General features: G+C 68.4%; 19 protein-coding genes. 9 read left to right on the top strand and 10 right to left on the bottom strand.

Going from position 1 to position 22,853, the window contains the following annotated elements; all coding sequences use genetic code 11:
- Positions 1 to 105: 105 nt before the first annotated feature.
- Positions 106 to 486: a hypothetical protein gene (locus FRZ61_RS20380; RefSeq protein ID WP_225308919.1), complete on the bottom strand. Its 381-nt coding sequence runs from the start codon at positions 484 to 486 to the stop codon at positions 106 to 108.
- A 67-nt stretch (positions 487 to 553) separates the two neighbouring features.
- Between FRZ61_RS20380 and FRZ61_RS20375 the strand changes: the two genes are divergently transcribed.
- Positions 554 to 1,672, top strand: a complete 1,119-nt coding sequence (locus FRZ61_RS20375; protein ID WP_151119456.1) for a THUMP domain-containing class I SAM-dependent RNA methyltransferase — start codon at positions 554 to 556, stop codon at positions 1,670 to 1,672.
- A gap of 266 nt (positions 1,673 to 1,938) precedes the next feature.
- Entirely contained in the window at positions 1,939 to 3,519 is a 1,581-nt protein-coding gene (locus FRZ61_RS20370; protein WP_191909123.1) for a cupin domain-containing protein, read from the top strand.
- 183 nt (positions 3,520 to 3,702) lie between these two features.
- On the opposite strand, the gene FRZ61_RS20365 is transcribed toward FRZ61_RS20370, so the two are convergent.
- Entirely contained in the window at positions 3,703 to 4,749 is a 1,047-nt protein-coding gene (locus FRZ61_RS20365; protein ID WP_151119454.1) for a glycosyl transferase family protein, read from the bottom strand.
- A gap of 101 nt (positions 4,750 to 4,850) precedes the next feature.
- Here FRZ61_RS20365 and FRZ61_RS20360 point away from each other — a divergent pair, with 101 nt between their 5' ends.
- On the top strand, positions 4,851 to 6,020 hold the full coding sequence (locus FRZ61_RS20360; protein WP_151119453.1) for a serine hydrolase domain-containing protein: 1,170 nt from the start codon (positions 4,851 to 4,853) through the stop codon (positions 6,018 to 6,020).
- 528 nt (positions 6,021 to 6,548) lie between these two features.
- Entirely contained in the window at positions 6,549 to 6,944 is a 396-nt protein-coding gene (locus tag FRZ61_RS20355) for a hypothetical protein (RefSeq protein ID WP_151119452.1), read from the top strand.
- A 153-nt stretch (positions 6,945 to 7,097) separates the two neighbouring features.
- Here the strand turns inward: FRZ61_RS20355 and FRZ61_RS20350 are convergent, their stop codons facing one another.
- Positions 7,098 to 7,808: a hypothetical protein gene (locus FRZ61_RS20350; protein ID WP_151119451.1), complete on the bottom strand. Its 711-nt coding sequence runs from the start codon at positions 7,806 to 7,808 to the stop codon at positions 7,098 to 7,100.
- Positions 7,809 to 7,950: 142 nt separating this feature from the next.
- On the opposite strand from FRZ61_RS20350, the gene FRZ61_RS20345 reads away from it, so the two are divergent.
- Together FRZ61_RS20345 and aqpZ are read left to right on the top strand one after the other, a co-directional pair.
- The gene (locus FRZ61_RS20345) at positions 7,951 to 9,192 is read left to right on the top strand and encodes a Zn-dependent hydrolase (RefSeq protein ID WP_151119450.1); all 1,242 of its coding nucleotides are present in this window, start codon (positions 7,951 to 7,953) and stop codon (positions 9,190 to 9,192) included.
- A 712-nt stretch (positions 9,193 to 9,904) separates the two neighbouring features.
- Entirely contained in the window at positions 9,905 to 10,636 is a 732-nt protein-coding gene (aqpZ, locus tag FRZ61_RS20340; protein ID WP_225308918.1) for an aquaporin Z, read from the top strand.
- 126 nt (positions 10,637 to 10,762) lie between these two features.
- Here aqpZ and FRZ61_RS20335 read toward each other — a convergent pair whose 3' ends face one another.
- From FRZ61_RS20335 to FRZ61_RS26700, 5 genes are all read right to left on the bottom strand, one after another.
- Positions 10,763 to 11,605: an aldo/keto reductase gene (locus FRZ61_RS20335; RefSeq protein ID WP_151119449.1), complete on the bottom strand. Its 843-nt coding sequence runs from the start codon at positions 11,603 to 11,605 to the stop codon at positions 10,763 to 10,765.
- A 32-nt stretch (positions 11,606 to 11,637) separates the two neighbouring features.
- Positions 11,638 to 13,281, bottom strand: a complete 1,644-nt coding sequence (locus tag FRZ61_RS20330; protein ID WP_151119448.1) for an amidohydrolase — start codon at positions 13,279 to 13,281, stop codon at positions 11,638 to 11,640.
- A gap of 106 nt (positions 13,282 to 13,387) precedes the next feature.
- A complete protein-coding gene (gene msrA / locus FRZ61_RS20325) occupies positions 13,388 to 14,053 on the bottom strand; it encodes a peptide-methionine (S)-S-oxide reductase MsrA (RefSeq protein WP_151119447.1) in 666 nt (221 codons plus the stop codon).
- A gap of 245 nt (positions 14,054 to 14,298) precedes the next feature.
- Positions 14,299 to 14,832 carry a gamma-glutamylcyclotransferase family protein gene (locus tag FRZ61_RS20320; protein ID WP_151119446.1) on the bottom strand — a complete coding sequence of 178 codons (534 nt, stop codon included), beginning with the start codon at positions 14,830 to 14,832 and terminating at the stop codon, positions 14,299 to 14,301.
- A gap of 380 nt (positions 14,833 to 15,212) precedes the next feature.
- Entirely contained in the window at positions 15,213 to 16,652 is a 1,440-nt protein-coding gene (locus FRZ61_RS26700; protein WP_225308917.1) for a glycosyltransferase family protein, read from the bottom strand.
- A 265-nt stretch (positions 16,653 to 16,917) separates the two neighbouring features.
- Here FRZ61_RS26700 and FRZ61_RS20310 point away from each other — a divergent pair, with 265 nt between their 5' ends.
- A complete protein-coding gene (locus FRZ61_RS20310) occupies positions 16,918 to 18,948 on the top strand; it encodes a S8 family serine peptidase (RefSeq protein WP_407657859.1) in 2,031 nt (676 codons plus the stop codon).
- Between the two features lie 182 nt (positions 18,949 to 19,130).
- A complete protein-coding gene (locus FRZ61_RS20305) occupies positions 19,131 to 19,916 on the top strand; it encodes a hypothetical protein (RefSeq protein WP_151119444.1) in 786 nt (261 codons plus the stop codon).
- Between the two features lie 40 nt (positions 19,917 to 19,956).
- Here the strand turns inward: FRZ61_RS20305 and FRZ61_RS20300 are convergent, their stop codons facing one another.
- Both FRZ61_RS20300 and FRZ61_RS20295 read right to left on the bottom strand, forming a co-directional pair.
- Positions 19,957 to 20,634 (bottom strand): ureidoglycolate lyase, encoded by a 678-nt coding sequence (locus FRZ61_RS20300; protein WP_151119443.1) that lies wholly within the window; start codon positions 20,632 to 20,634, stop codon positions 19,957 to 19,959.
- Between the two features lie 83 nt (positions 20,635 to 20,717).
- Positions 20,718 to 21,518 carry a class I SAM-dependent methyltransferase gene (locus FRZ61_RS20295; protein ID WP_151119442.1) on the bottom strand — a complete coding sequence of 267 codons (801 nt, stop codon included), beginning with the start codon at positions 21,516 to 21,518 and terminating at the stop codon, positions 20,718 to 20,720.
- 134 nt (positions 21,519 to 21,652) lie between these two features.
- Here FRZ61_RS20295 and FRZ61_RS20290 point away from each other — a divergent pair, with 134 nt between their 5' ends.
- Positions 21,653 to 22,852, top strand: coding sequence for an acyl-CoA dehydrogenase family protein (locus FRZ61_RS20290; RefSeq protein WP_151119441.1), 1,200 nt, complete (start codon positions 21,653 to 21,655; stop codon positions 22,850 to 22,852).
- The last annotated feature ends 1 nt before the right edge of the window (position 22,853 follow it).

Genomic DNA, 22,853 nt, shown 5'->3' with positions numbered 1-22,853 from the left:
AGGGGCAAGGCTGACGCGTGTTCTCCACCAGCGCCCGTGCAATCTCGCGGGCAAGCCCCCGGCAAGTTCAGATCGGGTGATGCGCGGCCTGCCGCCCCTCGGAGATCAGGTTCGCGAGGTCCGCAGCGGCCGGAACGCCGTGCGGAGTTCCGAGGTCAGGAGCGCCGGCTGCTCCCAGGCCGCGAAATGGCAGCCCTTGTCGAGCTTGTTGTAGTGGATGAGCTTGGGGAACGCCTTCTCCGCCCAGCTCCGCGGCGCCGTATAGAGCTCGTCGGGGAAGGCGCTCACCGCCACCGGGATGGTGATGTTCTTGACGGCGAAGAAGGCCAGCTTGTTCTCCCAATAGAGGCGCGCCGAGGGAATCGCCGTGTTGGTCAGCCAGTAGAGCGTGATGTTGTCGACGATGTCCTCCTGCGTGAGGCCCTCGGCCTGCCCGGCGAAGACGCGGGCGATCAGCTCGTAGCTGCGCTGGTCGTGATCGATCATCCAGGCGGCGAGGCCCGCGGGCGATAATCCTGTCGAAAACGGCATCGCCGCGCGATATGTAGGCGGGATGACCGCAGGCGAAGAATTCGAGATTTTCCTGGTGACGGCCCCGGGCCTGGAGGCCGCGCTCTGTGCGGAAGCGCGCGAGCGGGGATTCAAGGCGCCGACGCGGGTCAAGGGCGGCGTCACGGTGACGGGCGGCTGGCCCGAGGTCTGGCGGGCCAATCTCGAGCTGCGCGGGGCGAGCCGCGTGCTCGCGCGCATCGCCGAATTCCGCGCCCTCCATCTGGCCCAGCTCGACAAGCGGGCGCGCAAGGTGCCCTGGGGCGAGATCCTGCGCCGCGACCTGCCGTTCCGGGTCGAGGCTTCCTGCAAGCATTCCCGCATCTATCACCAGCGTGCCGCGGCGCAGCGCGTCGAGACGGCGATCCGCGAGGCGCTCGGCGCCTCGGTTTCGCCCGAGGCCGAGATCTGCATCAAGGCGCGGATCGAGGACGATCTCTGCACCGTCAGCGTCGATACGTCGGGCGAGACCCTGCACAAGCGCGGCCACAAGGAAGCCGTCGCCAAGGCGCCGATGCGCGAGAACCTGGCGGCCCTCTTCCTGCGGCTCTGTGGCTTCGACGGCAGCGAGCCCGTGGTCGATCCGATGTGCGGATCGGGCACCTTCGTCATCGAGGCGGCCGAGATCGCCGCCGGGCTCAAGCCCGGCCGCTCGCGCCGCTTCGCCTTCGAGCAGCTCGCGGGTTTCGACGCGGCGGCCTGGCGGCGCCTGCAGGAGAAGGGCGGCAGCCAACCGCCGCCGGCCGCACGTTTCTTCGGCAGCGACCGCGATGCCGGCGCGATCCAGGCGGCCCGCGACAACGCGGCGCGCGCCGGTGTCGCCGGATGGACCGAGTTCCGGCAGCAGACGATCAGCGACCTGACCGTGCCCGAGGGCCCGCCCGGCCTCGTCATCGTCAACCCGCCCTATGGCGGGCGCATCGGCGAGAGAAAGCGCCTCTATCCGCTCTATAACGCGCTGGGTCAGGTGCTCCGCGCGCGTTTCGCGGGCTGGCGCGTGGGCTTGGTGACGAACGACGCCTCGCTCGCCGCCGCGACCGGACTGCCTTTTGCACCGCCCGGAGGCCCCGTCTCGCATGGCGGCATCAGCGTGATGCTGTTCCAGGCCGGACCATTGTCCTGACCGGCTCCCTTCGACGCCGGCGGTCCGTTTCCGATTAACCATAGTTCCAAGCCCTCGCTTGTGCGCAGAGCCCGCTGGCTGGGCTCCTCTGCCCACGACCGGGGTGCGGCCCGAGTTGTGCCGGGGGCCGCCGCATGCGCGCTTCCGGGTTTTCTTCCGCGCCGCTATTCTTCCCTGACTCTGGCCCGGTTATGAGAGGGACGTCGGAAGGCTCTCTGGCGCCGTCCATGGTGAGCTTGGCGGACCTGGGCTCTCGAGCGGGTGCGATGATGGCGGACGACGCGCGTGCTGACTATCGGGAGGCGTTCGCGAACGCGGGGTTCGTGGGCCCGCTGCCCTTTATGGCGAAGCCGCAGGCCCTGTTTTTCGCCAAGCACCTCCGTCTGTCGAGACAGGCCCGGCCCGCCGTCTGGCACAAGGCATTGGGCCCGAGCGACCCGCTCATCTACAAGCTCGCCAGCAGCCCGAAGCTCGTCGGCATTCTGCAGGCGCTGATCGGCGAGGATCTCGTGCTCTGGGGCGCCTCCGTCGTCACGCGCAAACCGGGCGAGAGTCACCACTGGCACTGCGACATGGAATCCTGCGAGCCGGATGGCGGGTTCGCGTCGGTGTGGATCGGGCTCGTGAACCTGCAGAAGGATAACGGGCTGAAGTTCATCCGGGGCTCTCATGCCTATGGCGTGACCGTCCAGGAGCTGGCCGCGCGCGAAGGGATTCCGCGGGAAGGCCGCACGGACGACGACGTGCTCCGTCTCGCGAACTCGCAGCGAGGCGATGCGGAGATCGTTCAGCCCGAAATCGGCGACGGCGAGGCGGTCGTCTTCGACGGCCGCATCTGGCACGGTTCGCACAACGATTCGGCGGGTGTGAGCCGGATCTCGCTGCTCCTTCAGTATGCGAGATCCGACAGGAAGATCAGGGTTCCGGATTTCCGGAATCTCGAATGGCCCTTCCGCTTCATCGACGAAAGGCCCCCGGTTGTCGCGATCGCAGGGCGCAGCGATGCGGACGCCAATGCCCTCGTGCCGCCGCCGGGGGACCTTCCCGGCGAGCTCCGGCCGAGCCTGCACCCGATCGATCCGGGTTCACGGTGCGAAGAGGGTGTTTCGTTCACGCCCGTGCCCTGTTTCGAGGGCCGGACCGCGAATGCAGAGTTCATGGAGTGCCACTATTCCATCCTGATGCCGGGCGCCTCGCCCCATCCGCCGCACCGGCATGTCGAGGAGGAGATTCTTGTCGTCATGAGCGGCTGCGCCGAGCTCGTCCTGCCGGCGTCGGGCGGAGCCACGGAGATCGTTTCCGCGCCTGCCGGGGCCGCGAGCTACTATCCGCCCTATCGGCTGCACACGATCCGGAATGCGAGCGCGGAGCCGGTGCGATATGCGATGATCAAGTGGCGGTCGAGCTTCGTGAGCGCGGTAGAGCCGCTCGGCACGGTCATCGTGAGATCGACATGGCTGCAGGAGGGCGGCCCCGGAGGCCCGATGGCGATGACGCGGCTCTTCGAGGGTCCCTCGGCCTATCTCGGCAAGTTTCATGCTCATGTCACGCGGATCGAGCCCGGCGCCGGCTACGATGCCCATCGCGACGGGCACGACGTCGCGATTTTTCTGCTTCAGGGCAAAATCCGGGTGCGCGGCAAGGAAATCCCTGCGCCCGCGGTGGTGTTCCTTCCCGCAGGCTGCCTGCACGACATGAAGTCGGTCGGCACGCAGACGGCAAAATATCTGGTCTGGGAATTCCACAAGTCGGCGCGGGCGCCTGCGCCCGGCTTGGCCGCCGTTTCCGGAGATCGGCAGACGCCGGCCAAGCGGCCCGAGAACGGCGGCCGCACGGCGGCGGGGTAGTCCGCCACGCGACCTCCGGGCAGCGTTCCGTTGAGCGAAAAGCGGCGGCCCTGGCCCGCGGCTCGCGTTGGGCGGCGGTGTCGACGGCTCATGTTTCCGAGGCTGGCCTGATGTTGGGGAACTTGATCGGCCTCGCAGTCGGGCAGAAATGACGGGGGATCGTCGCTGATCCTGAGACGACCGCTACCGCCCGAACTTCCCCTTCGCCCGCTCCCGCCACAGTGCCCGCGCCTGATCCAGCGCCGCGTCCTGCGTCGGCGCGCGGCCTGTGAGCTTGAGCGCCACCGCCGCCGTTCCGATCACGGCGGCCACCGGCCCTTCCGCCTCGCGCTCGCCGCGCCAGAGCGCCACGACGGCGGCGGGATCGAGCGGCTCCTCGCGCCAGGGATGGCGCTGGCCGCCCGTCAGCGCGGGCCATGTCTCCTCGTTCAGCGTCTCGCCCTCGACCAGCCCCACGCGGCAGGCCTTCTCCGGGTTGATCTGCGCTTCGCCGCCGCCGCCCTTGAAGATCGCGGCCTTGGGCTGCTTGAGGAACCGCGCCGCTTCCTGGTGGGTCGCGATATAGGTCGGATGAAACACGCCCTGGAGCTGCGCCGGCGCGCCGAGCGGATTGAGCTCGCGGCAGAAGCTGTTGGCGGGCGTGCGCAGGCCCAGCACGGGCCGCATGGCGAAGAGCCTCAGGAGCGGCGGGCAGAAGCGCTCGACCGGCAGATAGGCGAAGCGCTCGCGCTGGAGCCGGCGCGTGGCCTCCTCGATCGAGCCCGCGGGCTCGATGCCCAGCGCCTTCAGCACGCGCGGCGTGGCCGCCTCGCCGACGCCGGCCAGCCCGTGCATCGCGATCTTGATGCCGGCCTCGGCCAGGAGCAGCGCGCTCAAGAGGAAATAGGGGAGCTGCTTGTGCCGGTCGGCATAGGAGGGCCAATCGATCTCGGCCACCGGCTCGCCCGGCGGCTTCCACCAGCGCTGCGCCGCGCGCACGAAGCCCGCCAGCTCCTCGGGCGTCTCCTTGCGGTAGCGCAGCAGCAGGAACAGGGCGCCGATCTGCATCGGCTCGGCGCTGCCGGCGAGGATCGCGGTCATGGCTTCCTCGGCCTCTGCCATCGTCAGGGGCCGCGACAAGGTGGGCCCGCGCCCGACCAGCCGCAGATATCTGGCGAAGGGATGGAGGCCGCCGCTGTCCGCGCCTTCCTCCGCTGTCTCTTCGTCGTTGCGCTTGTTGTCGTCGGGCATGAGGACGGGCCTTCGCTGGGACGCGGTTGCCGGCGGCTTGCCGGCCTCTCCCGCCTCGCCTAGGCTCGGGCGCAACTTGGGCGAAGGGAAGGGGCGACAGCATGGTGCCGCGGCACACGAAGCGTATCACGGCGTTGAACTGGGATCAGCCCGGCAACGCCGCCTGGTCGTTCCGCCATATCCGCCGCCTGTTCCCCACCGCACCGGTCGGACGCGGGGAGGGGCCGGTGGCGCCGCTGCCGGAAGCGCTCCAGGATCTCGACCGGCTGCCTCTGGCGCGCGACGACGGGTCGGCCATCACGTTGCTCGAGTTCCTGCAGGCGAGCGACACCAACGGCTTCATCGTTCTCCATCGCGGCCATGTGGTCTATGAGCGCTATTTCAACGGCCAGGCGCCGGAACATGCGCATCTCGCCATGTCGGTCTCGAAATCGGTCGCGGGCGATCTCATGGGCATCCTCGTCGCCGAGGAGCGGATCGATCCCGCTTCCCTCGTCACGGACTATCTGCCGGAGCTGAAGAGCACGGGCTATGCGGGCGCGACCGTCCAGCATGTGCTCGACATGCAGACCGGCGTCCGGTTCGTCGAGGATTACTACGACCTCGATTCCGACGCCTTCAAGATCGACATCGCTTGCGGCTGGAAGCCGCCGCGCAGCGCGGACGACCCGGTCTCGCTCAACGACATGATCCGGGCGATCAAGCCCGAGCGCGCGCATGGCGAATTCTTCACCTACCGTTCGGCCGACACCGATCTCCTCGGCTGGCTCATGGAGACGGTCACCGGCATGGACCTCGCCGATCTCCTCGCCGACCGGCTCTGGTCGAAGCTGGGGACGGAGCACGAGGCCTATTACGCCGTCGACAAGGTCGGCACGCCCTTGGCCGACGGCGGGTTCTGCGCCTCGCTCCGGGATTTCGCGCGCTTCGGCCAGATGCATCTGAACCAGGGCCTCTTCAACGGCCGCCAGATTGTGCCGGCCGACTGGGTCCGGCGCACGCGGCGCGGCGATCCCGCCAAGTTCCGGGCCGAGCCCTACAAGACCCAGATGCCCAAGGGGGCCTACTCGCATCAATGGTGGGTCCGGGACTCCCACACCGGCGTGCAGCTTGCCCGCGGCATCTTCGGCCAGATGATCTATATCGACCCGCCCAACGAGATGGTGGCGGTCAAGCTCTCGACCTGGCCCAAGCCGACCCTGCCCCCGATGGTGGTCGAGACCCTGCGCGCGCTGGACACCATCGCCGCCTGGGTCACCCAGGACGGGTGAGGGCATCGCGGAAGAAGGCGAAGCAAGCCGATAGGCGATCCCCCGCGCTGCCGCAGGGAAATCGCGTTTGACGACACGAGTGTGTCCCCCCTCGAGGGGGAGGTCAGGGTGGGGGGTGATCGTAGAGCGCCGTGCGGCAAGAGCACTTGAATACGTCATCGGCGCCTACAGCGAGTCCGCGGCTCACCCCCAACCAGCCTCCCCCTCAAGGGGCAGGTGAAGAAAGCGCCCACTGCGATTGCACTGGGGCAAGGGCCCTCCCCTGCGAAGCGGGAGGGGGGACATGGCGAGTGTTCGGCCCCCGAATTGCCACGCACTCTCGCATGCTGCGCTGCACGCGCCGCGACCGGGCGCCGCACCGGTCCCGATCCCGGCCCAATCGGGCATGATGGTCCAATTCGCCGCAGGACGGGCCCGTCGGCCCGCGTGCTAGCGTCCTTGCCCATGCGGAAAGATCGATCGACATCGGTTGCCTTCGAGACATCGCCGCATCGATTCGATCTGACTGCGATGACGGGGGCGTCATTGATGTTGCCTGCGAGCCGTTGGTTCCTGCTGATCGCCGTGATCGCCATCCTCGCGATGGTCGGGCTGACCCTGATCGGCAATCATCTCGAATCGACGATCCCCGATGGCTCGCCGCAGGCCTTGCGGCTGGCCGCCTTCGTCCGCGCGGCCGATATCGGGCTTCTGCTGCTGTTCGCCTTCGCCATGGTGCCGCCCGCGATCCGCGAGGGCCTGCGGCTCTTCGCGAGCCTCGGTCGCCCGCGCGGCGCCGATCTCGTCCGGGAAGCCCGCTCGGTCTGCCGCGTCGCCGACATGATGGCGCTCGGCGTCTGGGCCGTTTCGGCCGTCTTGCTCGCCGTCATCGCCCCGTCGCTGTCGGATTTCATCCCCGCCTCGGCCCTGCTGCTGCAGCCCTGACGGGAGCGCGGCCTCGGGCCATCCGCGATCGCTCGGCCTGATTGATGCATGGCCAGGCCAACTGTGCTTTGTGCTCCGGCACTCTCGATCGTTTCAGATTATAAGCATCGTCCAGTATTTGCATGAGTTTGGCGATCCGTGCTCTTTCCCTCCTTAAGGGGTCACATCTCGCCTCGTTGGTGTTGGTTCTGGCGGGGGATTGGCACATGCCCAGTAGCGATCGAAGTACTGTTCGATTTCGAATCGGGGAAACTTTCTTCGGAAGACAGATGAATCAAACTCAAACACAAATTCGAATCCATCCCAACGGCGTAGAAATTCTTCTTTGGTCAGTCCGGGGTGCCCCAAAAAGGCCATTGCATGATACCACTTGCCTTTCGGCATGAACCCGATCTCATTCGCTCGGACATATGGGTTCCCGCATTCTATAAGCACGTCTTGCCTCGTGGCAGTTCTCTTGCATTCGAGATAAGCGGCCTTTGGCGATATTCCCTCTCCCCAAGTGATCTTAAAACGTCCTTGAAAACCTGAAACTCTGATTGGCTTTCCACCTCCACCGCTACCGCCGAGATAATTATCGAAGCTCCAAGCAATTTTTCGAGATGGCCAACTGTATTGGCGGAGGAGCCGTGGGCTATAGATCCCTTTTTCTGGCGATCCATAGATGTAGATAGCGAAAACAACGGCGATAAGGAGAACCACGAACAACGCTCCAAGAGCTGACAGAATGATGATCAGCCAAGGGGCTTGCTGAAGATAGAGCCATGCTGCAGCCGCGGCAGAAATCAGGAATGGTGCGACAATAACCCAGAAGGAATAAGCGGCCCTCAGCTGATTTATGATTGTAAAAAAGCGTCGTAGCATGCCGCTATCATCGCTTGAATGTGCCTTTGAAACCAGCCCCCATAGTTGCGTCTAGCCCCGATTGACGCATGGCGAGGGCCCGCTAAGCTCTGCCTCCCGCCCGGGCCGGCCTCCGGCCCGATCCAAGTTCCAGGGAGCGATCATGAGCACCAATATCCGCATCAATGGCGACCGGCTGTGGCAGAGCCTGATGCGGCTGGCCGAGATCGGCGCCACGGAAAAGGGCGGGGTCTGCCGCCTAGCGCTCACGGACCTGGACCGCGAGGCGCGCGACCTGTTCGTGAGCTGGTGCAAGGATGCCGGCTGTACCGTGACAATCGACAAGATGGGCAACATCTTCGCCCGCCGGGCCGGCCGCGATAACAGCCTGCCGCCGATCATGACCGGCAGCCATCTCGACACCCAGCCCACCGGCGGCAAGTTCGACGGCGCCTATGGCGTGCTGGCGGGCCTCGAGGTGATCCGCACCCTCAACGACCATGGCGCCGAGACGCAGGCGCCGGTCGAGGTGGTGGCCTGGACCAACGAGGAAGGCTCGCGCTTCGCTCCCGCCATGGTGGCCTCGGGCGTCTTCGGCGGCGCCTTCGATCTCGATTACGCGCTCTCCCGCGCCGACACCGAAGGCAAGACCATGGGCGAGGAGCTGAAGCGCATCGGCTATTTCGGCGACCAGGAGGTGGGCGGCCGCAAGGTCGGCGCTTTCTTCGAGGCCCATATCGAGCAGGGGCCGATCCTCGAGGCCGAGAAGAAGCAGGTCGGCGTGGTGCAGGGCGTCCAGGGCATCCGCTGGTACGAGATCGTGGTGACGGGCCAGGAGGCCCATGCCGGTCCGACGCCGATGAAGCGGCGCAAGGACGCGCTGGTCGGCGCCGCGCGCATGGTCGGCCATGTCAACCGCATCGGGCTCGAGCACCAGCCTTACGCCTGCGCCACGGTCGGCATGATGCAGGTCTCGCCCAACTCGCGGAACACGATCCCCGGCAAGGTCTTCTTCACGGTCGATTTCCGCCATCCCGACGAGGCCATCCTCAACAAGATGGACGCGGCGCTGCGCAAGGCTTGCGAGGACGAGGCGCGCGCCATCGGCCTCTCGCTCGATCTCAAGGAGATCTGGTACTCGCCGCCGGTGAAGTTCGCCCGCGAATGCGTGAGCGCGGTCGAGGGCGCCGCGAAGTCGCTGGGCTACGCCCATATGCCGATCATCTCGGGCGCCGGTCACGACGCGGTCTATCTCTCCCGCGTGGCGCCGACCGCCATGGTGTTCGTGCCCTGCGAGGACGGCATCAGCCACAACGAGATCGAGAACGCGAGCAAGGACGATGTCGCGGCCGGCTGCGACGTGCTCCTGCGCGCCATGATCGAACGGGCCAACGCGCCGGCCTGAAAGGCCGCCGTTCCGGCGCCACAGCCACCCTCTATCGTCATCCCCGCGAAAGAGCGCGTGAAGAAATCGAGAGCACCACGCAAGGGCGTGGCGAACACTCAAGCCCCCTCCCCTTGCGGGAGGGGGTTGGGGGAGGGGTGCCACGGACGCAGCCGGGGGCACCCTGCGATCAATCACCGCTCTGGAGGCAGAAGGCCTGGACAGGGTGCCAAGCGAGCGAGCCCGAGCAGATCAGGCTCCGCTTATTTGCTAGGATCTCGCACGGCATCGCCCCTCCCCCTACCCCCTCCCGCAAGGGGAGGGGGCGAGAGAGCTCTTTGGCATCGCCGATTCCTTCACACGCTCGAAAGCGGGGATCCACGTCAAAGCCGGATGACCTGGATCAGGAGGGGTCCCCGCTGGAGTTTACGCTTGGGCCGGCCTGCGGCCGGACCCGGGCGCGGGGATGACGAGCGAGCGAACGTGCCCGCCTCGGAGGAACCAGGACGCGATGCCGTGGCGCCGACCCCAGCGCCTGGAGGATCGCTCGCGGGCTAAAATTCCCCAACCAACGTATCGAGGGCCTTTGCCGGCCGTCCGCCGCGCCCTACCATAATCTGCGGCCCTTCCGGGCGGGCGGTTCTCGCGTCCTCGGGGCAGGGCCGGTCTGGTATCGGCGGACGTCCGTTCTCGCCTCGGGAATGAGGGGCTGCCGCCGCACTCGGGGGAATTCATGATGCCTTTATCGAAGAGACTTGCGGCCGAGTTCGTCGGCACGCTGTGGCTGGTGCTGGGCGGATGCGGCAGCGCCGTCTTCTCGCTGGCCTTTCCTGACGTGGCGGCGTCGCCGAATTTCGGGATCGGCATCCTCGGTGTCGCGCTCGCCTTCGGCCTGACGGTCCTGACGATGGCCTTCGCGATCGGCCATATCTCGGGCTGCCATCTCAACCCGGCCGTCTCGGTCGGCCTCGTCGTCGCCGGGCGCTTCCCGGCCAAGGACCTCGTTCCCTATATCGTCGCCCAGGTGCTGGGCGCCATCGCCGCGGCGGCGATCATCTATGTGATCGCGAGCGGGCAGCCGGGCTGGGAGATCGGCCGGTTCGCCGCCAACGGCTATGGCGAGGCGGCGCCCGGCAGCTTCGGCTCGCCCGGCGGCTACAGCCTCGTCGCCTGCTTCGTCTCCGAGGTGGTGATGACCTTCATGTTCCTGATCGTCATCATCGGCGCCACCGACGAGCGCGCGCCCAAGGGGCTGGCGCCGATCGCGATCGGCCTCTGCCTCACGCTCATCCACCTGATCTCGATCCCGATCACCGCGACCTCGGTCAATCCGGCGCGCAGCACCGGCCCCGCGATCTTCGCCGGCGGCTGGGCGCTTTCGCAGCTCTGGCTCTTCTGGGTGGCGCCGATCATCGGCGCCGCCATCGCCGGCGGCCTCTACAAGGCGATCTGGCGCAAGGATTGATCGCGCGGTAGCGGCCCTCTCCCTTGCTCCCTCCCGCAAGGGGAGGGGACTGGAACTATGCCCACCTCGCCCCCTCCCCTTGCGGGAGGGGGTTGGGGGCGGGAGGGGGTTGGGGAAGGGGCCTCTTCAGATCATCGACAGCGGCGTCTTGCGCTTGGGCGGCGGCGACAGGTTGTCGAGCGCCGCCAGATCTTCCGGCGTCAGGGCGAGATCGAGCGCCGCGCGGTTCTGGCGGACATGCTCGGGGTCGGATGCCTTCGGGATCACGATGGCATCGGGCCGGCGCAGGATCCAGGCCAGCGCCACCTGCTTCGTCGTCGCGCGGTGGCGCTCGGCGATGCGCTTCGTCTCGGCATGGCTCGCGAAGGCGCCGATCTCCAGCGGCGAATAGGCCATCGCCGGGATCTTGCGCTCCGCCTGCCAGGGCAGGAGGTCGAATTCCGGCCCGCGGTGCTTCAGGTTGTAGAGCACCTGGTTGGTGACGCAGGCATCGCCCTTGGCGACGGCGAACAGCTCTTCCATGTCGTCGGTGTCGAAATTGCTGACGCCCCACTGGCGGATCTTGCCGGCCTCGCGCAGCGCCTCGAAGCCCGCGACGGTCTCCGCCAGCGGCTCGTTGCCCCGCCAATGCAGCAGGTAGAGATCGATGCGGTCGGTCTTGAGGCGCTTCAGGCTGCGCTCGCAGGCGAGCGCCACGCCGCGGCGGCTCGCATTCTGCGGATAGACCTTGCTGACGATGAAGACCTGGTCGCGCCGGCCCTGGACCGCCTCGCCGACCACCTCCTCGGCGCCGCCCTCGCCATACATCTCGGCGGTGTCGATCAGGCTCAGCCCCAGATCGAGCCCGAGCCTGAGCACCGCGACCTCGCGCTTACGCTCGGCCCCGCGCTCGCCCATGCGCCAGGTGCCCTGGCCGAGGGCGGCGACCTTCTCGCCCGAAGGCAGGGAAACGGTCCGCGCTTTCGCCATCGTCGCTCTCCTTTTGCCGGCGCCGGCTTTCTTCAGCCGGCGAAGCCCGCCGCGCGATGCACCTCGCGCCCGCCCAGCAGCGTCAGATCCACCTGCGTCCCGCCGATCTCGTAGGGATCGATCGTGAAGATGTCGCGGTCGATGAGGATCAGGTCGGCGAACTTGCCCGGGATCAGCGAGCCGGTCTCCTCGGCGCGCCAGGCCACCTCGGCCGCGCGCGTGGTATAGCCGCGCACCACCTGCTCGACCGTCAGGCATTCCTCCTCGACGAAGGCCGGGTAGTTCGACTTCCGGTATTCCGGCCGGCGCGTCACCGCGACCTGCATGATGGCGAAGGGATTGAGCGTCGAGACGCCCCAGTCGCTGCTGACGGCATAGGGCGCGCCGCTGTCGAGGATCGTGCGCCAGGGATACATCCACCGCCCGCGCGCCTCGCCGATCATCGGCAGGGCCACCTCGGTGACGGACGGCTCGCAGCGCGCCCAGAGCGGCTGGATATTGGCGACGACGCCGAGCTCGCGCAGCCGCGGGATGTCGGCGGGATCGATCACCTGGACATGGGCCAGCTGATGCAGGCTGGGCCAGGCGCCGTTGGCCTGGCGCGCCGCCTCGATATCGTCGAGCGCCACCCGCGTCGCGCCGTCGCCGATGACATGGACATGGAGCTGGTAGCGGGCGGCATCGAAGGCGATGAAGAGCTGCCTCAGCTGTTCCCGCTCGAAGAAGAGCTCCGCATTGCCGCCTTGCGTGTCGGAATAATCCTCGATCATGACGGCGGTGCGGTTCTCGAGCACGCCGTCGAGGAAGAATTTCGCCGAATGGACCTGGGCCATGGGCGTCTTGAAGCCGCGCCGCAGCGCGTCGAGGCGCTCCAGCGCCCCCTCGACCGTCTCGTCGGGATTGACCTTGGCCGTGGCGCGCACCCGCACCGTGAGCTCGCCCGCCCGGTCGAGATCGCAATAGACCTTCATGTGACGTTCGCGCACCAGCGCATCGAGCACGCCGGTGATGCCGTGGCGGTTGCAATGCGCCTGGCCGAAGCGCACGCCGTCGTAATAGGCGTCGAGCGGCAGCTTCGGCAGGCGCCGGCGCACCCATTCCGTGGCGTCCTCGTAGATCAGCCCCGTGGGGACACCTTTGGCGTCGCGCACGAACTTGCCGTTCTCCGGATCGGCGACGCTGGCATCGAGCCCGATCGCCTCGCAGGCCTTCGAGTTGATCGCGGCGTTATGGCCGTCCGAGGCGTAGGTCAGCACCGGCCGGTCGGGCACGGCGGCATCCAGCATGGCGCGGTCGAGATTATGGGCGCCGAAGATGCCGGAGTACCAGCCGGTGCCGCGCACGATGGGGTCGTCGGGACGTCGCGCGGCGAACGCGCGCAAGACGGTCTGGAACTGCTCGACCGTGCGGCATTCCTCGAGATTGGCGCTCGAGGAGAAGTCGGTGCCGCTGTCCTGGAGATGGATATGGGTGTCCTGGAAGCCGGGCAGGGCGAGCCTTCCGCCGGCGTCGATCTTCTTCGTGCGCCCGTTGGCCAGCGCCCGGATCTCGTCGTCGCGGCCGATCGCGGTCAACCTTCCCTCCTTGACCGCCAGCGCCTCGGCGCGCGGCCGCAAGGGGTCCATGGTGCGGATATCGGCATTGAAAAGGATGAGATCGGGGGCGGCCTGGGCCATGCGGGGACCTGCTGAAAACGAAAAGCGCCCTCTCCCTTAGGGGAAGAGGGCGCTCCCGGTCAAATCAGGCCGCCGGCCGAAAAATTAACCGAAGCGGATCCCGGGCTTACTCCGCCACCGCCGTCAGGCCGATCGGGCAGCTCACGCCGGTGCCGCCGAGCCCGCAATAGCCGCCCGGATTCTTGGCGAGATACTGCTGGTGATAATCCTCGGCGTAGTAGAACGGCCCCGCGGGCGCGATCTCGGTCGTGATCGGGCCGTAGCCGGCCTTGGTCAGGTGGCGCTGGTAGTCCTGGCGCGAGGCTTCGGCCGCCCGGAGCTGCTCGGGGCCGAAGGCATAGATCGCCGAGCGATAGGCCGTGCCGACATCGTTGCCCTGGCGCATGCCCTGGGTCGGGTCGTGGCTTTCCCAGAAGATCTTGAGGAGCGCCTCGTAGGAAGTCTCCTTGGGATCGAACACCACCAGCACCGCCTCGGTATGGCCGGTGAGACCGGTGCAGGTCTCCCGGTAGGTCGGGTTGGGCGTGATGCCGCCGGCATAGCCCACGGCGGTCACCCAGACGCCGGGCGCCTGCCAGAACTTGCGCTCGGCACCCCAGAAGCAGCCGAGCCCGAACACGGCCTGCTGCAGCCCGGCCGGGAAAGGCGGGGTCAGCTTGCGGCCGTTGACATAGTGGGCCTCGGGCACCGGCATGGCTTCGGCGCGACCCGGCAGGGCCTCGGCCTTGGTGGGCAGGCGCAGGGGCTTCTCGGCGAAGAGGCGGTTCAGCATAGGGGACCTCCCGTCCTCGGATTCCTGAATTTTCGGATGTCCAGGATTTGGCCCATCGGCGAGGAGAAAACAAGAGGCCCCGGGGATCACGTCGGGGTGAGGCGGGCGCAAGCGGGAGGCACAAAAACCTGTCCCCTCCCCCTTCTTCGGGGGGAGGGCTAGGGAGGGGGCTGCGCGATGGCAGATACCGGGCAGCCCCCTCCTTAATCCTCCCCCTGAGCGGAGGAGGAGATAAAGATTTGGTGTTACCGCCGCGCGCCCGCGCGCCGGCGCACGGGCTGGGCGGCCGGCTCGCCGAAATGCTGGGCCATGGCGCGGGCCTTCATGTCGGGCCAGCGCTCGACCAGCTCGGTCGAGCTGATCTGCCCGTAATGGCTCATGATCTCCCGGGCGAGGCTCAGGCACATGGTCTTCTCGACCGCGACCCAGTGATCGAACTCCCAGGCGACGCCCTCGTCCTCGAGCGAGGCGGTGGCGAGGAAGACCTGGGCGTCGTGGCGGCGCTCGCCGGCCTTCACCACGCAGGGGCGGAGCGCATAGTCGTCGGACTCGTACCACTGGATGCGCGCCACGTCCTCGGCCGTCAGGCCGGTCACGAGCCGGCCTTCGACCCGCCCGCCCGGCGTCGGCACGATGATCGGAAAGGACTCGTTCCTGGCGCGGCGGCGCTCATAGCCGAGGATCTCGGCCGCGCGATGCTCGATGTCGCTGGTGTCGCGATCGAGCACCAGGCGCAGCAGGTCCGCGTCCATCAGGCTGCCGAAGAAGAAGAGGCGCATCGTCCGTCACTCCCCAAAAGCTCGACGCGTGGGTTCAGGCTCCGCAGGTCACCGGGCCCGTCGAAGCCCGGTAGGCGGCGCCTCTCCGGAGCGAGCCATCGCTCCCAGAGGCGTTCAGACCGACATTGCCGTTTTGGGGAAGGGCCCCCTGGCGGCGAACAACAAATCACGTCCCAATCGGAACCGGCATCACCGATGCCGCTCAACCAATAAGAGGCCGCGTTTTCGTCGTTGCGTAACCACGAGGGGCCATAGGCACGTGCGAACTACGTCCGTCGCCGCAAATAATGGCAAACGACCCCTTGCGCAAGGGTAAAGTGCCGCGCCGGAAAAGATTCGCCACGAATCGTCATGCGAGGAAGATGAAGGCGGCCGCGCTGTCACCGCGCCTGATCGCTGGCGTTGAGCGTCGCGGCGAGCTCGGGCGAGAGATGCAGCGCCGGCTCGTCGCGCCAGGGCGTGAAGCCGGCGCTCGCGAGCATCGCCGTCGCGGCGCCGTCGGGCCGCTCGCTCAGCGCCAGCGCCCGGCAGGCTCGGGCGAGGAAGGCGGCACCGCCGGCCGCCGCGAGCCAGGCGGGCGAGGCCGCCAGGATGTCCCAGCGCCGCTGCTGCGCCGGGGCGACGGTCACTTGTCCGGGCAAGATGAGCCGCTCGATCGCGGCCTGCGCCGGCGCCGGCAGCCCGGGCTCGACCGATACTCGCAGCCGCGGCAGATCGACCAGATCGGCGGCGCTGTCGGGATCGGCCTCGCCCGCGAGCAGCATCGCGAGCGCCGGCTCCCGCCGGTGCAGCTCCTGCACCGCCTGGTAGAGCGCGAGCCGCGCCGCCAGCCGCTCCGGTTCGGCAAGCGCGGGCTTGGCCGCCCGGGGCTCCCGCGACAGGGCATGCGCGGCGCGGCCGCCGCGCCCTTCCAGCAGCGCCGCGAACTCGGCCTGCGTCGCCGCGGGCGCATAGGCCTCGCGATAGCGCGCCAGGCCCGCCGCGGCGATCGCGGCGGCCCGTGCGGGATCGGCGAGCAGCGCCCGGGCGCGTTCGACCAGCTCCTCGGGCCCGTCATAGAGCTCGAGATCGCGGCCCGGCTCGAACAGGATCTCGAGCCCCGCCTGCGGCGCCAGCCGGTCGGTGAGCAGGCAGCCGCCGGCGGCCGGCACCTCGATCACGCGCTGGTTCAGATCGCCATTGAGGCTGCAATTGAAGGAGACGGTGGCGGCCGCGTGGAGCTGCGGCGCCTGGGCGCCGAAGGCGTGGAACAGCTCCGGCTTCAGCCCGGCGGCCATCAGGGCCTCGATCATGCGCCGGCGCTGGGCATGCTGGGCCTCGAGCATGCCGACGAAGATCAGGCCTTTCTGCGGCCTCCGCGCCAGGGCCGGCGGCGGCGGATCGACGGCGAAGCCCGGCAGCCAGTGCAGGTTCCGCACCCCCGCCTCGACGAAGAAATGCGCATGCTGGCGGGTATAGTCCAGCAGCACGAGGTCGAACGGCTCGCTCTTCGCGTAATCGATGAGGCCGGCGATGGGGGCCCGGCGGTGATGGGTGTCGCCGACCAGGAGCACCTTGCGGGCCTTGATGCCGGCGAGATTGACCGGACGGTTGCGCCGCGTCGCATCGGCGCGCACCACCACCAGCTCGGGGCGCTGCTCCGCCGGCAGCCGCTCGATCTGTTGCGCCAGATCGTAGCGGCCAAGCGGCGTCTTCAGGCTCGTCACCAGCCCGCGATAATCGCGATCGGGCCGCTCGGGCCCGCAGACCACCTGGCCCGGCGACAGGACCGGCGGGTCCATATAGCCGGGCTGAGTGTGGGTGGAGAACAGGACAGGCATCGAGGCGGCGTTCCCAGCGGCGATTGTGATGGACGGGAAATTAACCACAAATTCTTCCGCAGCACCGCCTACCATTGTCTGAAGACGCGGCGCGCCAGATGGACAAGCGTCAATCCTTTGTTGGGAACTTGCGCCTAATTTGCTCGAACCCCGGGCCATGTAGGCACCGGTTCTTCGGGTTCGACACTCTGACAAGTAGTTGGGGGCGGCCGCCATGGCCCTGTCCGTCACGTTCAACGCTGCGTCCCAGATCGCGAACCGCCAATTGGCGACGAGCGACGCGGCTCTCACCAGCTCGATCGCCCGGCTTTCGGCGGGCTCGCGCGTCGTCAGCGCCAAGGACGATGCCGCGGCGATGGCCGTCGGCTCGCGCATCAACGCGAAGGTCCAGGCGCTGCGCCAGGCGGGCGTGAATGCCGGCCAGGCGGCCTCGATGGTGCAGATCGCCGACGGCGCCATGGCGAAGGTCGGCACCATCATCGACCGGATGAAGTCGCTCGCCGTCCAGTCCTCCTCGGGCCAGCTCTCCTCGGCCGAGCGGGCGATGATCAACACCGAATATGTGGCCCTGCGCGACGAGATCGACCGCATCTCCGGCGCCACCGAGTTCAACGGCCAGACGCTCGTGGGTTATACGGGCGCGGTCTATACCCTGCGCGGCGACGCCCAGCACGGCGTGGTGAAGCTCAACGGCGTGGCGCTGGGGCTGGGCGACAGCTTCACCCAGACCGATCTCGATCTCGGCCGCGTCACCTACGAGAACGATGGATCGGGGGCCGCGACCGACCGGCTGATCGTCAGCGTCTCGGACCAGGACGGCAACGCGCTCGGCACCATCGCGGGCGCGGGCAGCGCCACCACCTTCGAGGATGCGGAATACCGCAACTCGGGCGGGCTCGGCATCATCAACGCCTCGACCGCCTATGCCCGCGCCGCGGCCTACGGCACCAACGCCGCCGGCAACGGCATCACCGTGGCGGTGATCGACAGCGGCGTCGACACCACCCACAGCCAGCTCACCGCCAACTTGCTGTCGGGCACCGACATCGCCGACGGCGACGCCAACCCGGATGACGACAACGCGGCCGTCGGCGGCCACGGCACGCATGTGGCCGGCATCATCGCCGCGGTCAATGACGGCATCGGCACCCAGGGCGTCGCCTTCCAGGCGCAGATCCTCCCCGTGAAGGTCGTGGCGACGGCGAGCGGCGGCGGGATCGATCCCAACGACGTGGCGGCCGCCATCACCTATGCGGTGGCCCAGGGCGCCAAGATCATCAATATGAGCCTGGGCGGGCTGTTCCCGAGCGCCGCCGAGAACGCGGCGATCGACGCAGCCGTGGCGGCGGGCGTGGTGGTGATCGCGGCCTCCGGCAACTCGGCCCTCTCCGATCCGGCCTGGCCCGCCCAGTATGCGATCGATCCCAATGCCGACGGCTCGATGCTGGCGGTGGGCGCCACCGACTATCTCGATCACATGGCGAGCTTCTCGAACCGCGCCGGCGTCGCCAAGGTGGCGACGGTCGATGCGCCCGGCGTCGACATCCTCTCGACCTATGTCGGCAACACGCTCGCCTATCTCTCCGGCACCTCGATGGCCTCGCCGCTCGTCGCCGGCGCCGCGGCGGTGCTGGAAAGCCTGTTCCCGAACCTGAGCGGCAAGGAGATCACCAACCTCCTGACCTCGACCGCCCGCGACATGGGCCAGGTCGGCGCCGACAGCACCTGGGGCCAGGGCATCATCGATCTCGCCCGCGCCAGCCTGCCGCAGATCCAGATCGATATCGGCGTGGGCTCCGGCGGCGACCTCACCGTCAGCAATGGCGGCTCGGGCCTGGTGACCAACGCGATCCTCGATGCGACCTCGGTCTATAGCAGCATCGCGGCGCCGACCAGCCGCGACTACTCGATCAAGGTCGCCACCGACACCGGCAGCTCGGACCGCATCGGCGTCGATCTCGATGCGATCAGCAGCTACAATCTGGGCCTGCATCTGACCAAGGTCGACAGCGCGGCCAACGCGGAGAGCGCCATCAGCGCACTCGACACCGCGATGGACCGGCTGGTCAAGGCGCGCGCCGGGCTGGGGGCCTCGCTCAACCGGCTCGATTTCGCCGCCGCCAACATCGCCACCACGGTCGAGAACAGCGAGGCCGCGCGCAGCGCGCTGCTCGATCTCGACATGGCGTCGGAGATGATCCTGGCCACCTCGCGCCAGGTCCTGGTGCAGGTCGGCGTCTCGATGTCGGTGCAGGGCAACATGCACCAGCGCGACCTGCTCCACCTGCTGCAGTAGCGCCGACGGGTTCCCCCGGCCGGCGGTTCCGCCGGCCGGTGACCTTTCGCGGGCAAGGCCCTTCCGGCGGCCTTGCGCCCCGGCTGCGGCCTTTGGCGCGCTGCGCCCGGGGCCTATCCTTCCCTATGAGAGGCCTGTTGGAGGCGGCGTGGTGGCCGCATCTCTCCATCCCTCGAGGCATCATGGGATATCGTCTCGCGTTCGCCCCGCTCTGGGCGCTCGCTCTGCTGGTGGCGGGCGTTCCGATCGCGCGGGCCCAGTCCGAATGCCCTTATCTGACGCGGCCGCTGGTCGAGGTCGAGAACGGCATCACGCGCATCAATCAATGGGCGCATGGCACGCTGCTCTGCTATCGCGGCCGCATGTACCGCTGCGAGGTGGGGAACTGGTTCGACTATGGCGACTGCCCGGCCAGCCTCGACTGGCAGGCGCGTGATGCAACGCTGCGCGAGCTGGCGGCCCAGCCCGAGGGGGCCGTCACGCCGGCGCCGGCCCTGCCGGCCGGAACCGAGCTGCCGTCGCCGCCCACCCTGAGCCAGCCGCTGGCGGTCGAGGTGCCCGAGGCGCCGATCCCCTCGGTCAAGCCCCTGCCCGCGCCGACGGAAGCTTCGGCCGTGGCGCCGGTCGAGCCGCCCGTGCCGGAGCCGGCCACGATCGAACCGGACACGGCCGCGGCCCCGCCGCCGGACAAGGCCGCGGCGCCGGCGGAACCGCCCCCGCCCCCGCCTCAGCCGGCAGGCGCACCGCCGACGGCGAACGCCGCGCCGGCGATCGACTGCTCGGACATGCAGCGCATGTCCTACGAGCGGGTGTTCGGCAAGAGTATCGCCGAAGCGCAGCGCTGCCAGGCCGGCTGCGGCAGCGACGACTGCAAGAGCGAATGCCAGCGACAGCACGAGACGGTGCGCAAGCCGCAGATCCTGGAGCGGTTCCACGCCGACGTTTGCGCCGCGGCCTGGTATCCGTGAAACGGGGCTTCGCGCGACGCCCGGTGCGCGAAGAAGGGTTTCAGCGGGTCTTCGCCTCGGCTCCGCCCGGCTGCCGCATCGGCGCGGCGAGGAAGCAGCCGAACTCCTTGACGAAATCGACCGAGACGCGGGCATGGACCTTGCCCTGCCGGTCGCGGAAGCGGGCATGGTCGGCGAGCGGCACGACCGCGGCATGCCAGATGTTCGGGTGGATATAGAGGCCCTTCGTGCCGTCGCACCAGAAGGCGACGAACTTGTCGGGCGTCACGTCGTCGCCGGGCAGGGCCAGCGGCGCGATGAAGGGCTCACGGTCGATGGGGAAGAAAAGCTGGCCGCCGTCGGGATGGTAGTTGGCGCGCCAGATGAGGGCGCGCTCGCGCGGGCTGTTCTTGCGCACCGCCAGCTTGCCGGGAAAATCGCTCCAGCCGAAGACATAGCTGTCGCCGACCGCCTCGTTGGTCGCCTGGAGCGCGCCGTCGCGCCACCAGAACTCGAACATCCCCTCGGTGGTGCCGCCCTGGTCGCCGGAATTCTTGTCCACCGGCCGCCAGCCTTGGGCCGGCCAACGCACGATCTCGATCTTCTGCGCGTCGAACGCGTCGACGAGATTGCCATAGCCCCGCAGCGTCTCTTCGTTCGCCACCACCAAGGGCGCCTCGACGAAGCGCTCGGCTTCGGTCGACGGGCGATAGGCGATCTCGAAGGTGGGCGAATCCATGGGGGGCCTCCTCTGGAAGAGCGCCATCATAGCCGGTTTTGTGCCAGTTTGGTGACAGAGGCGATCGGCGGTTGCCGGCCTGGTCAGGAGGCTCGAAAGGCCAGGATCGTCGCGTCCAGGCGGTGCCGCACCGCGAACCGTTCCCCGGCATGGGCGGCGAGCCAGGCCGCGAGATCGCGATCGACCGCCGCGACCGCCTCGGGCTCGAGCGAGGCGCCGACCCCGCGGCAGGCGCGGATGCGGCCGCGCCAGCCCTCGGCGGTGTAGGGGATCGCCTCGTCATAGAGGAAGAAGCCGCGAATCTCGAGGTCGGGCGTCATCCAGGCCGGCGGCAGCGCCACCGCTCCGTCCCAATCGCCGCCGGTCCAGACGGGATTGTGCTTGAGCACGATGGCCTCGGTCGCGGCCGCGATCGGGTCCGCGCGCGGCAGCCAGGAGAAATGGCTGACCATGATGAGGCCGCCCGGCGCCAGCAGGCGGCGCAGCCGCGGCAGGAGCCGCGCCTTGTCGAAATAAAGCCAGCATTGGTTGGCGGTGACGGCATCGAAGCTGGCATCGGCGAAGGGCGGGTCCTCGGCCGGGGCCTCGCGGAACTCGACCGGGAGTCCTTCCGCGGCGGCGAGACGGCGCGCCTCCGCCAATTGTCCTGCGGCAATGTCGATGCCCGCGACCCGGGCGCCCTGCCGCGCCAGCCGGCGCGCGATCAGGCCGGTCCCGGTGCCGAGATCGAGCAGGCGCTGGCCGGGCAGGCCGATCCCCAGCGCCTGGAGCTTCGCGAAGAAGCTTTCCGGCGGCCCCTGGCGATGGCGCGCATAGTCGGCGCTCGAGCGGCTCCAATCGATGCTGCGGCCGGGGTCGATGCGATGCTCGTCGGTCGCGGCCATGTCCGATGCCCGATCCTGCCTGAGACGTTTCGCGCCAGATTAGGCAGGTCGCTGCGCTCCCGCCAGCTTGCTATCATCCGCTGCTGCCACCGCCCGTCCGCCATTCCCCTCTGTCACTGTCAGGAAACCGATTGATGGATTTCTCGCTCAGCCCCGAGATCGAGGATTACCGCCGCCGCATCCGCGCTTTCGTCGAGACGCATGTCCTCCCGGTCGAGGCGGATCCGACGGCCTATGACGAGCATGAGAACATCCGCGAGGACCGCTTGGCGGCCTTGCGCCAGAAGGCGCGGGCGGAGGGGCTCTGGGCGCTGCAGATGCCGAAAGCGCTGGGCGGCCAGGGGCTGCCGGTCACGGGCATGGCCGCCTGCTACGAGGAGATGGGCCGCTCGATCTTCGGTGCCGTGGCGTTCAATTGCGCGCCGCCCGACGACGGCAACATGATCCTCCTGGAGAAGGTGGCGCGGCCCGACCAGAAGGAGAGATGGCTCAAGCCCATCATCGAGGGCAGGCTGCGCTCCTCCTTCGTGATGACGGAGCCGGCGCCCGGCTCGGGCTCCGATCCCGGCGGCATGATGCTGACCCGCGCCGAGAAGAAGGGCGACCGCTGGATCGTGCGCGGCCGCAAATGGTTCATCACCGGCGCCGAGGGCGCCCAGCATTTCATCCTGATCGCGCGTACCTCGGACGATCCGCGCCGCGGCCTCACGGCGTTCCTGCATCACGCCAAGGATCCGGGCTGGCGCATCCTGCGCCGCATCCCGATCATGGGTCCCGAGGAGCATGGCGGTCATTGCGAGATCGAGTATGACGGGCTCGAGATCCCCGACGAGAACCGCCTGATGGAGGTGGGCGAGGGGCTCAAGGCGACGCAGATCCGGCTCAACACCGCGCGGCTCACCCACTGCATGCGCTGGCTCGGCCTTTCCAAGCGCGCGCTCGAGATCGCGGGCGCCTATGTGGCCGAGCGCCAGGCCTTCGGCGCCGCGCTCAAGGACCATGAATCGGTGCAGATGATGCTGGGCGCCGCCGCCATGGAGATCGAGATCGGCCGGCTCCTCACCATGAAGGCCGCCTGGCAGCTCGACCGCACCGGCAAGGCGCGCAAGGAGGTCTCGATGGCGAAGGTCGCGGTGGCCGACCTGCTGCACAAGTCGGTCGACACCGCGATCCAGCTCTGCGGCGCCAAGGGCTATTCCAAGGACACGATCCTGGAATGGATCTACCGCTACGCCCGCCAGGCGCGCCTCGTGGACGGCGCCTCCGAGGTCCATCGCATGGTGCTGTCGCAGGAGCTCGCCAAGGAAGGCCGCGACTTCTGGCGCTGGGGCTAGA

It is taken from the genome of Hypericibacter adhaerens (assembly GCF_008728835.1).
Lineage (GTDB): Bacteria > Pseudomonadota > Alphaproteobacteria > Dongiales > Dongiaceae > Hypericibacter > Hypericibacter adhaerens.
This window is presented reverse-complemented; position numbering and strand designations above follow the sequence as displayed.

Bases quoted from the DNA above. Each gene is read 5' to 3' on its own strand.
- FRZ61_RS20380 (WP_225308919.1), bottom strand. From the start codon at position 486: ATGATCGATCACGACCAGCGCAGCTACGAGCTGATCGCCCGCGTCTTC.
- FRZ61_RS20375 (WP_151119456.1), top strand. From the start codon at position 554: ATGACCGCAGGCGAAGAATTCGAGATTTTCCTGGTGACGGCCCCGGGC.
- FRZ61_RS20370 (WP_191909123.1), top strand. From the start codon at position 1,939: ATGATGGCGGACGACGCGCGTGCTGACTATCGGGAGGCGTTCGCGAAC.
- FRZ61_RS20365 (WP_151119454.1), bottom strand. From the start codon at position 4,749: ATGCCCGACGACAACAAGCGCAACGACGAAGAGACAGCGGAGGAAGGC.
- FRZ61_RS20360 (WP_151119453.1), top strand. From the start codon at position 4,851: ATGGTGCCGCGGCACACGAAGCGTATCACGGCGTTGAACTGGGATCAG.
- FRZ61_RS20355 (WP_151119452.1), top strand. From the start codon at position 6,549: ATGTTGCCTGCGAGCCGTTGGTTCCTGCTGATCGCCGTGATCGCCATC.
- FRZ61_RS20350 (WP_151119451.1), bottom strand. From the start codon at position 7,808: ATGCTACGACGCTTTTTTACAATCATAAATCAGCTGAGGGCCGCTTAT.
- FRZ61_RS20345 (WP_151119450.1), top strand. From the start codon at position 7,951: ATGAGCACCAATATCCGCATCAATGGCGACCGGCTGTGGCAGAGCCTG.
- aqpZ (WP_225308918.1), top strand. From the start codon at position 9,905: ATGATGCCTTTATCGAAGAGACTTGCGGCCGAGTTCGTCGGCACGCTG.
- FRZ61_RS20335 (WP_151119449.1), bottom strand. From the start codon at position 11,605: ATGGCGAAAGCGCGGACCGTTTCCCTGCCTTCGGGCGAGAAGGTCGCC.
- FRZ61_RS20330 (WP_151119448.1), bottom strand. From the start codon at position 13,281: ATGGCCCAGGCCGCCCCCGATCTCATCCTTTTCAATGCCGATATCCGC.
- msrA (WP_151119447.1), bottom strand. From the start codon at position 14,053: ATGCTGAACCGCCTCTTCGCCGAGAAGCCCCTGCGCCTGCCCACCAAG.
- FRZ61_RS20320 (WP_151119446.1), bottom strand. From the start codon at position 14,832: ATGCGCCTCTTCTTCTTCGGCAGCCTGATGGACGCGGACCTGCTGCGC.
- FRZ61_RS26700 (WP_225308917.1), bottom strand. From the start codon at position 16,652: ATGCCTGTCCTGTTCTCCACCCACACTCAGCCCGGCTATATGGACCCG.
- FRZ61_RS20305 (WP_151119444.1), top strand. From the start codon at position 19,131: ATGGGATATCGTCTCGCGTTCGCCCCGCTCTGGGCGCTCGCTCTGCTG.
- FRZ61_RS20300 (WP_151119443.1), bottom strand. From the start codon at position 20,634: ATGGATTCGCCCACCTTCGAGATCGCCTATCGCCCGTCGACCGAAGCC.
- FRZ61_RS20295 (WP_151119442.1), bottom strand. From the start codon at position 21,518: ATGGCCGCGACCGACGAGCATCGCATCGACCCCGGCCGCAGCATCGAT.
- FRZ61_RS20290 (WP_151119441.1), top strand. From the start codon at position 21,653: ATGGATTTCTCGCTCAGCCCCGAGATCGAGGATTACCGCCGCCGCATC.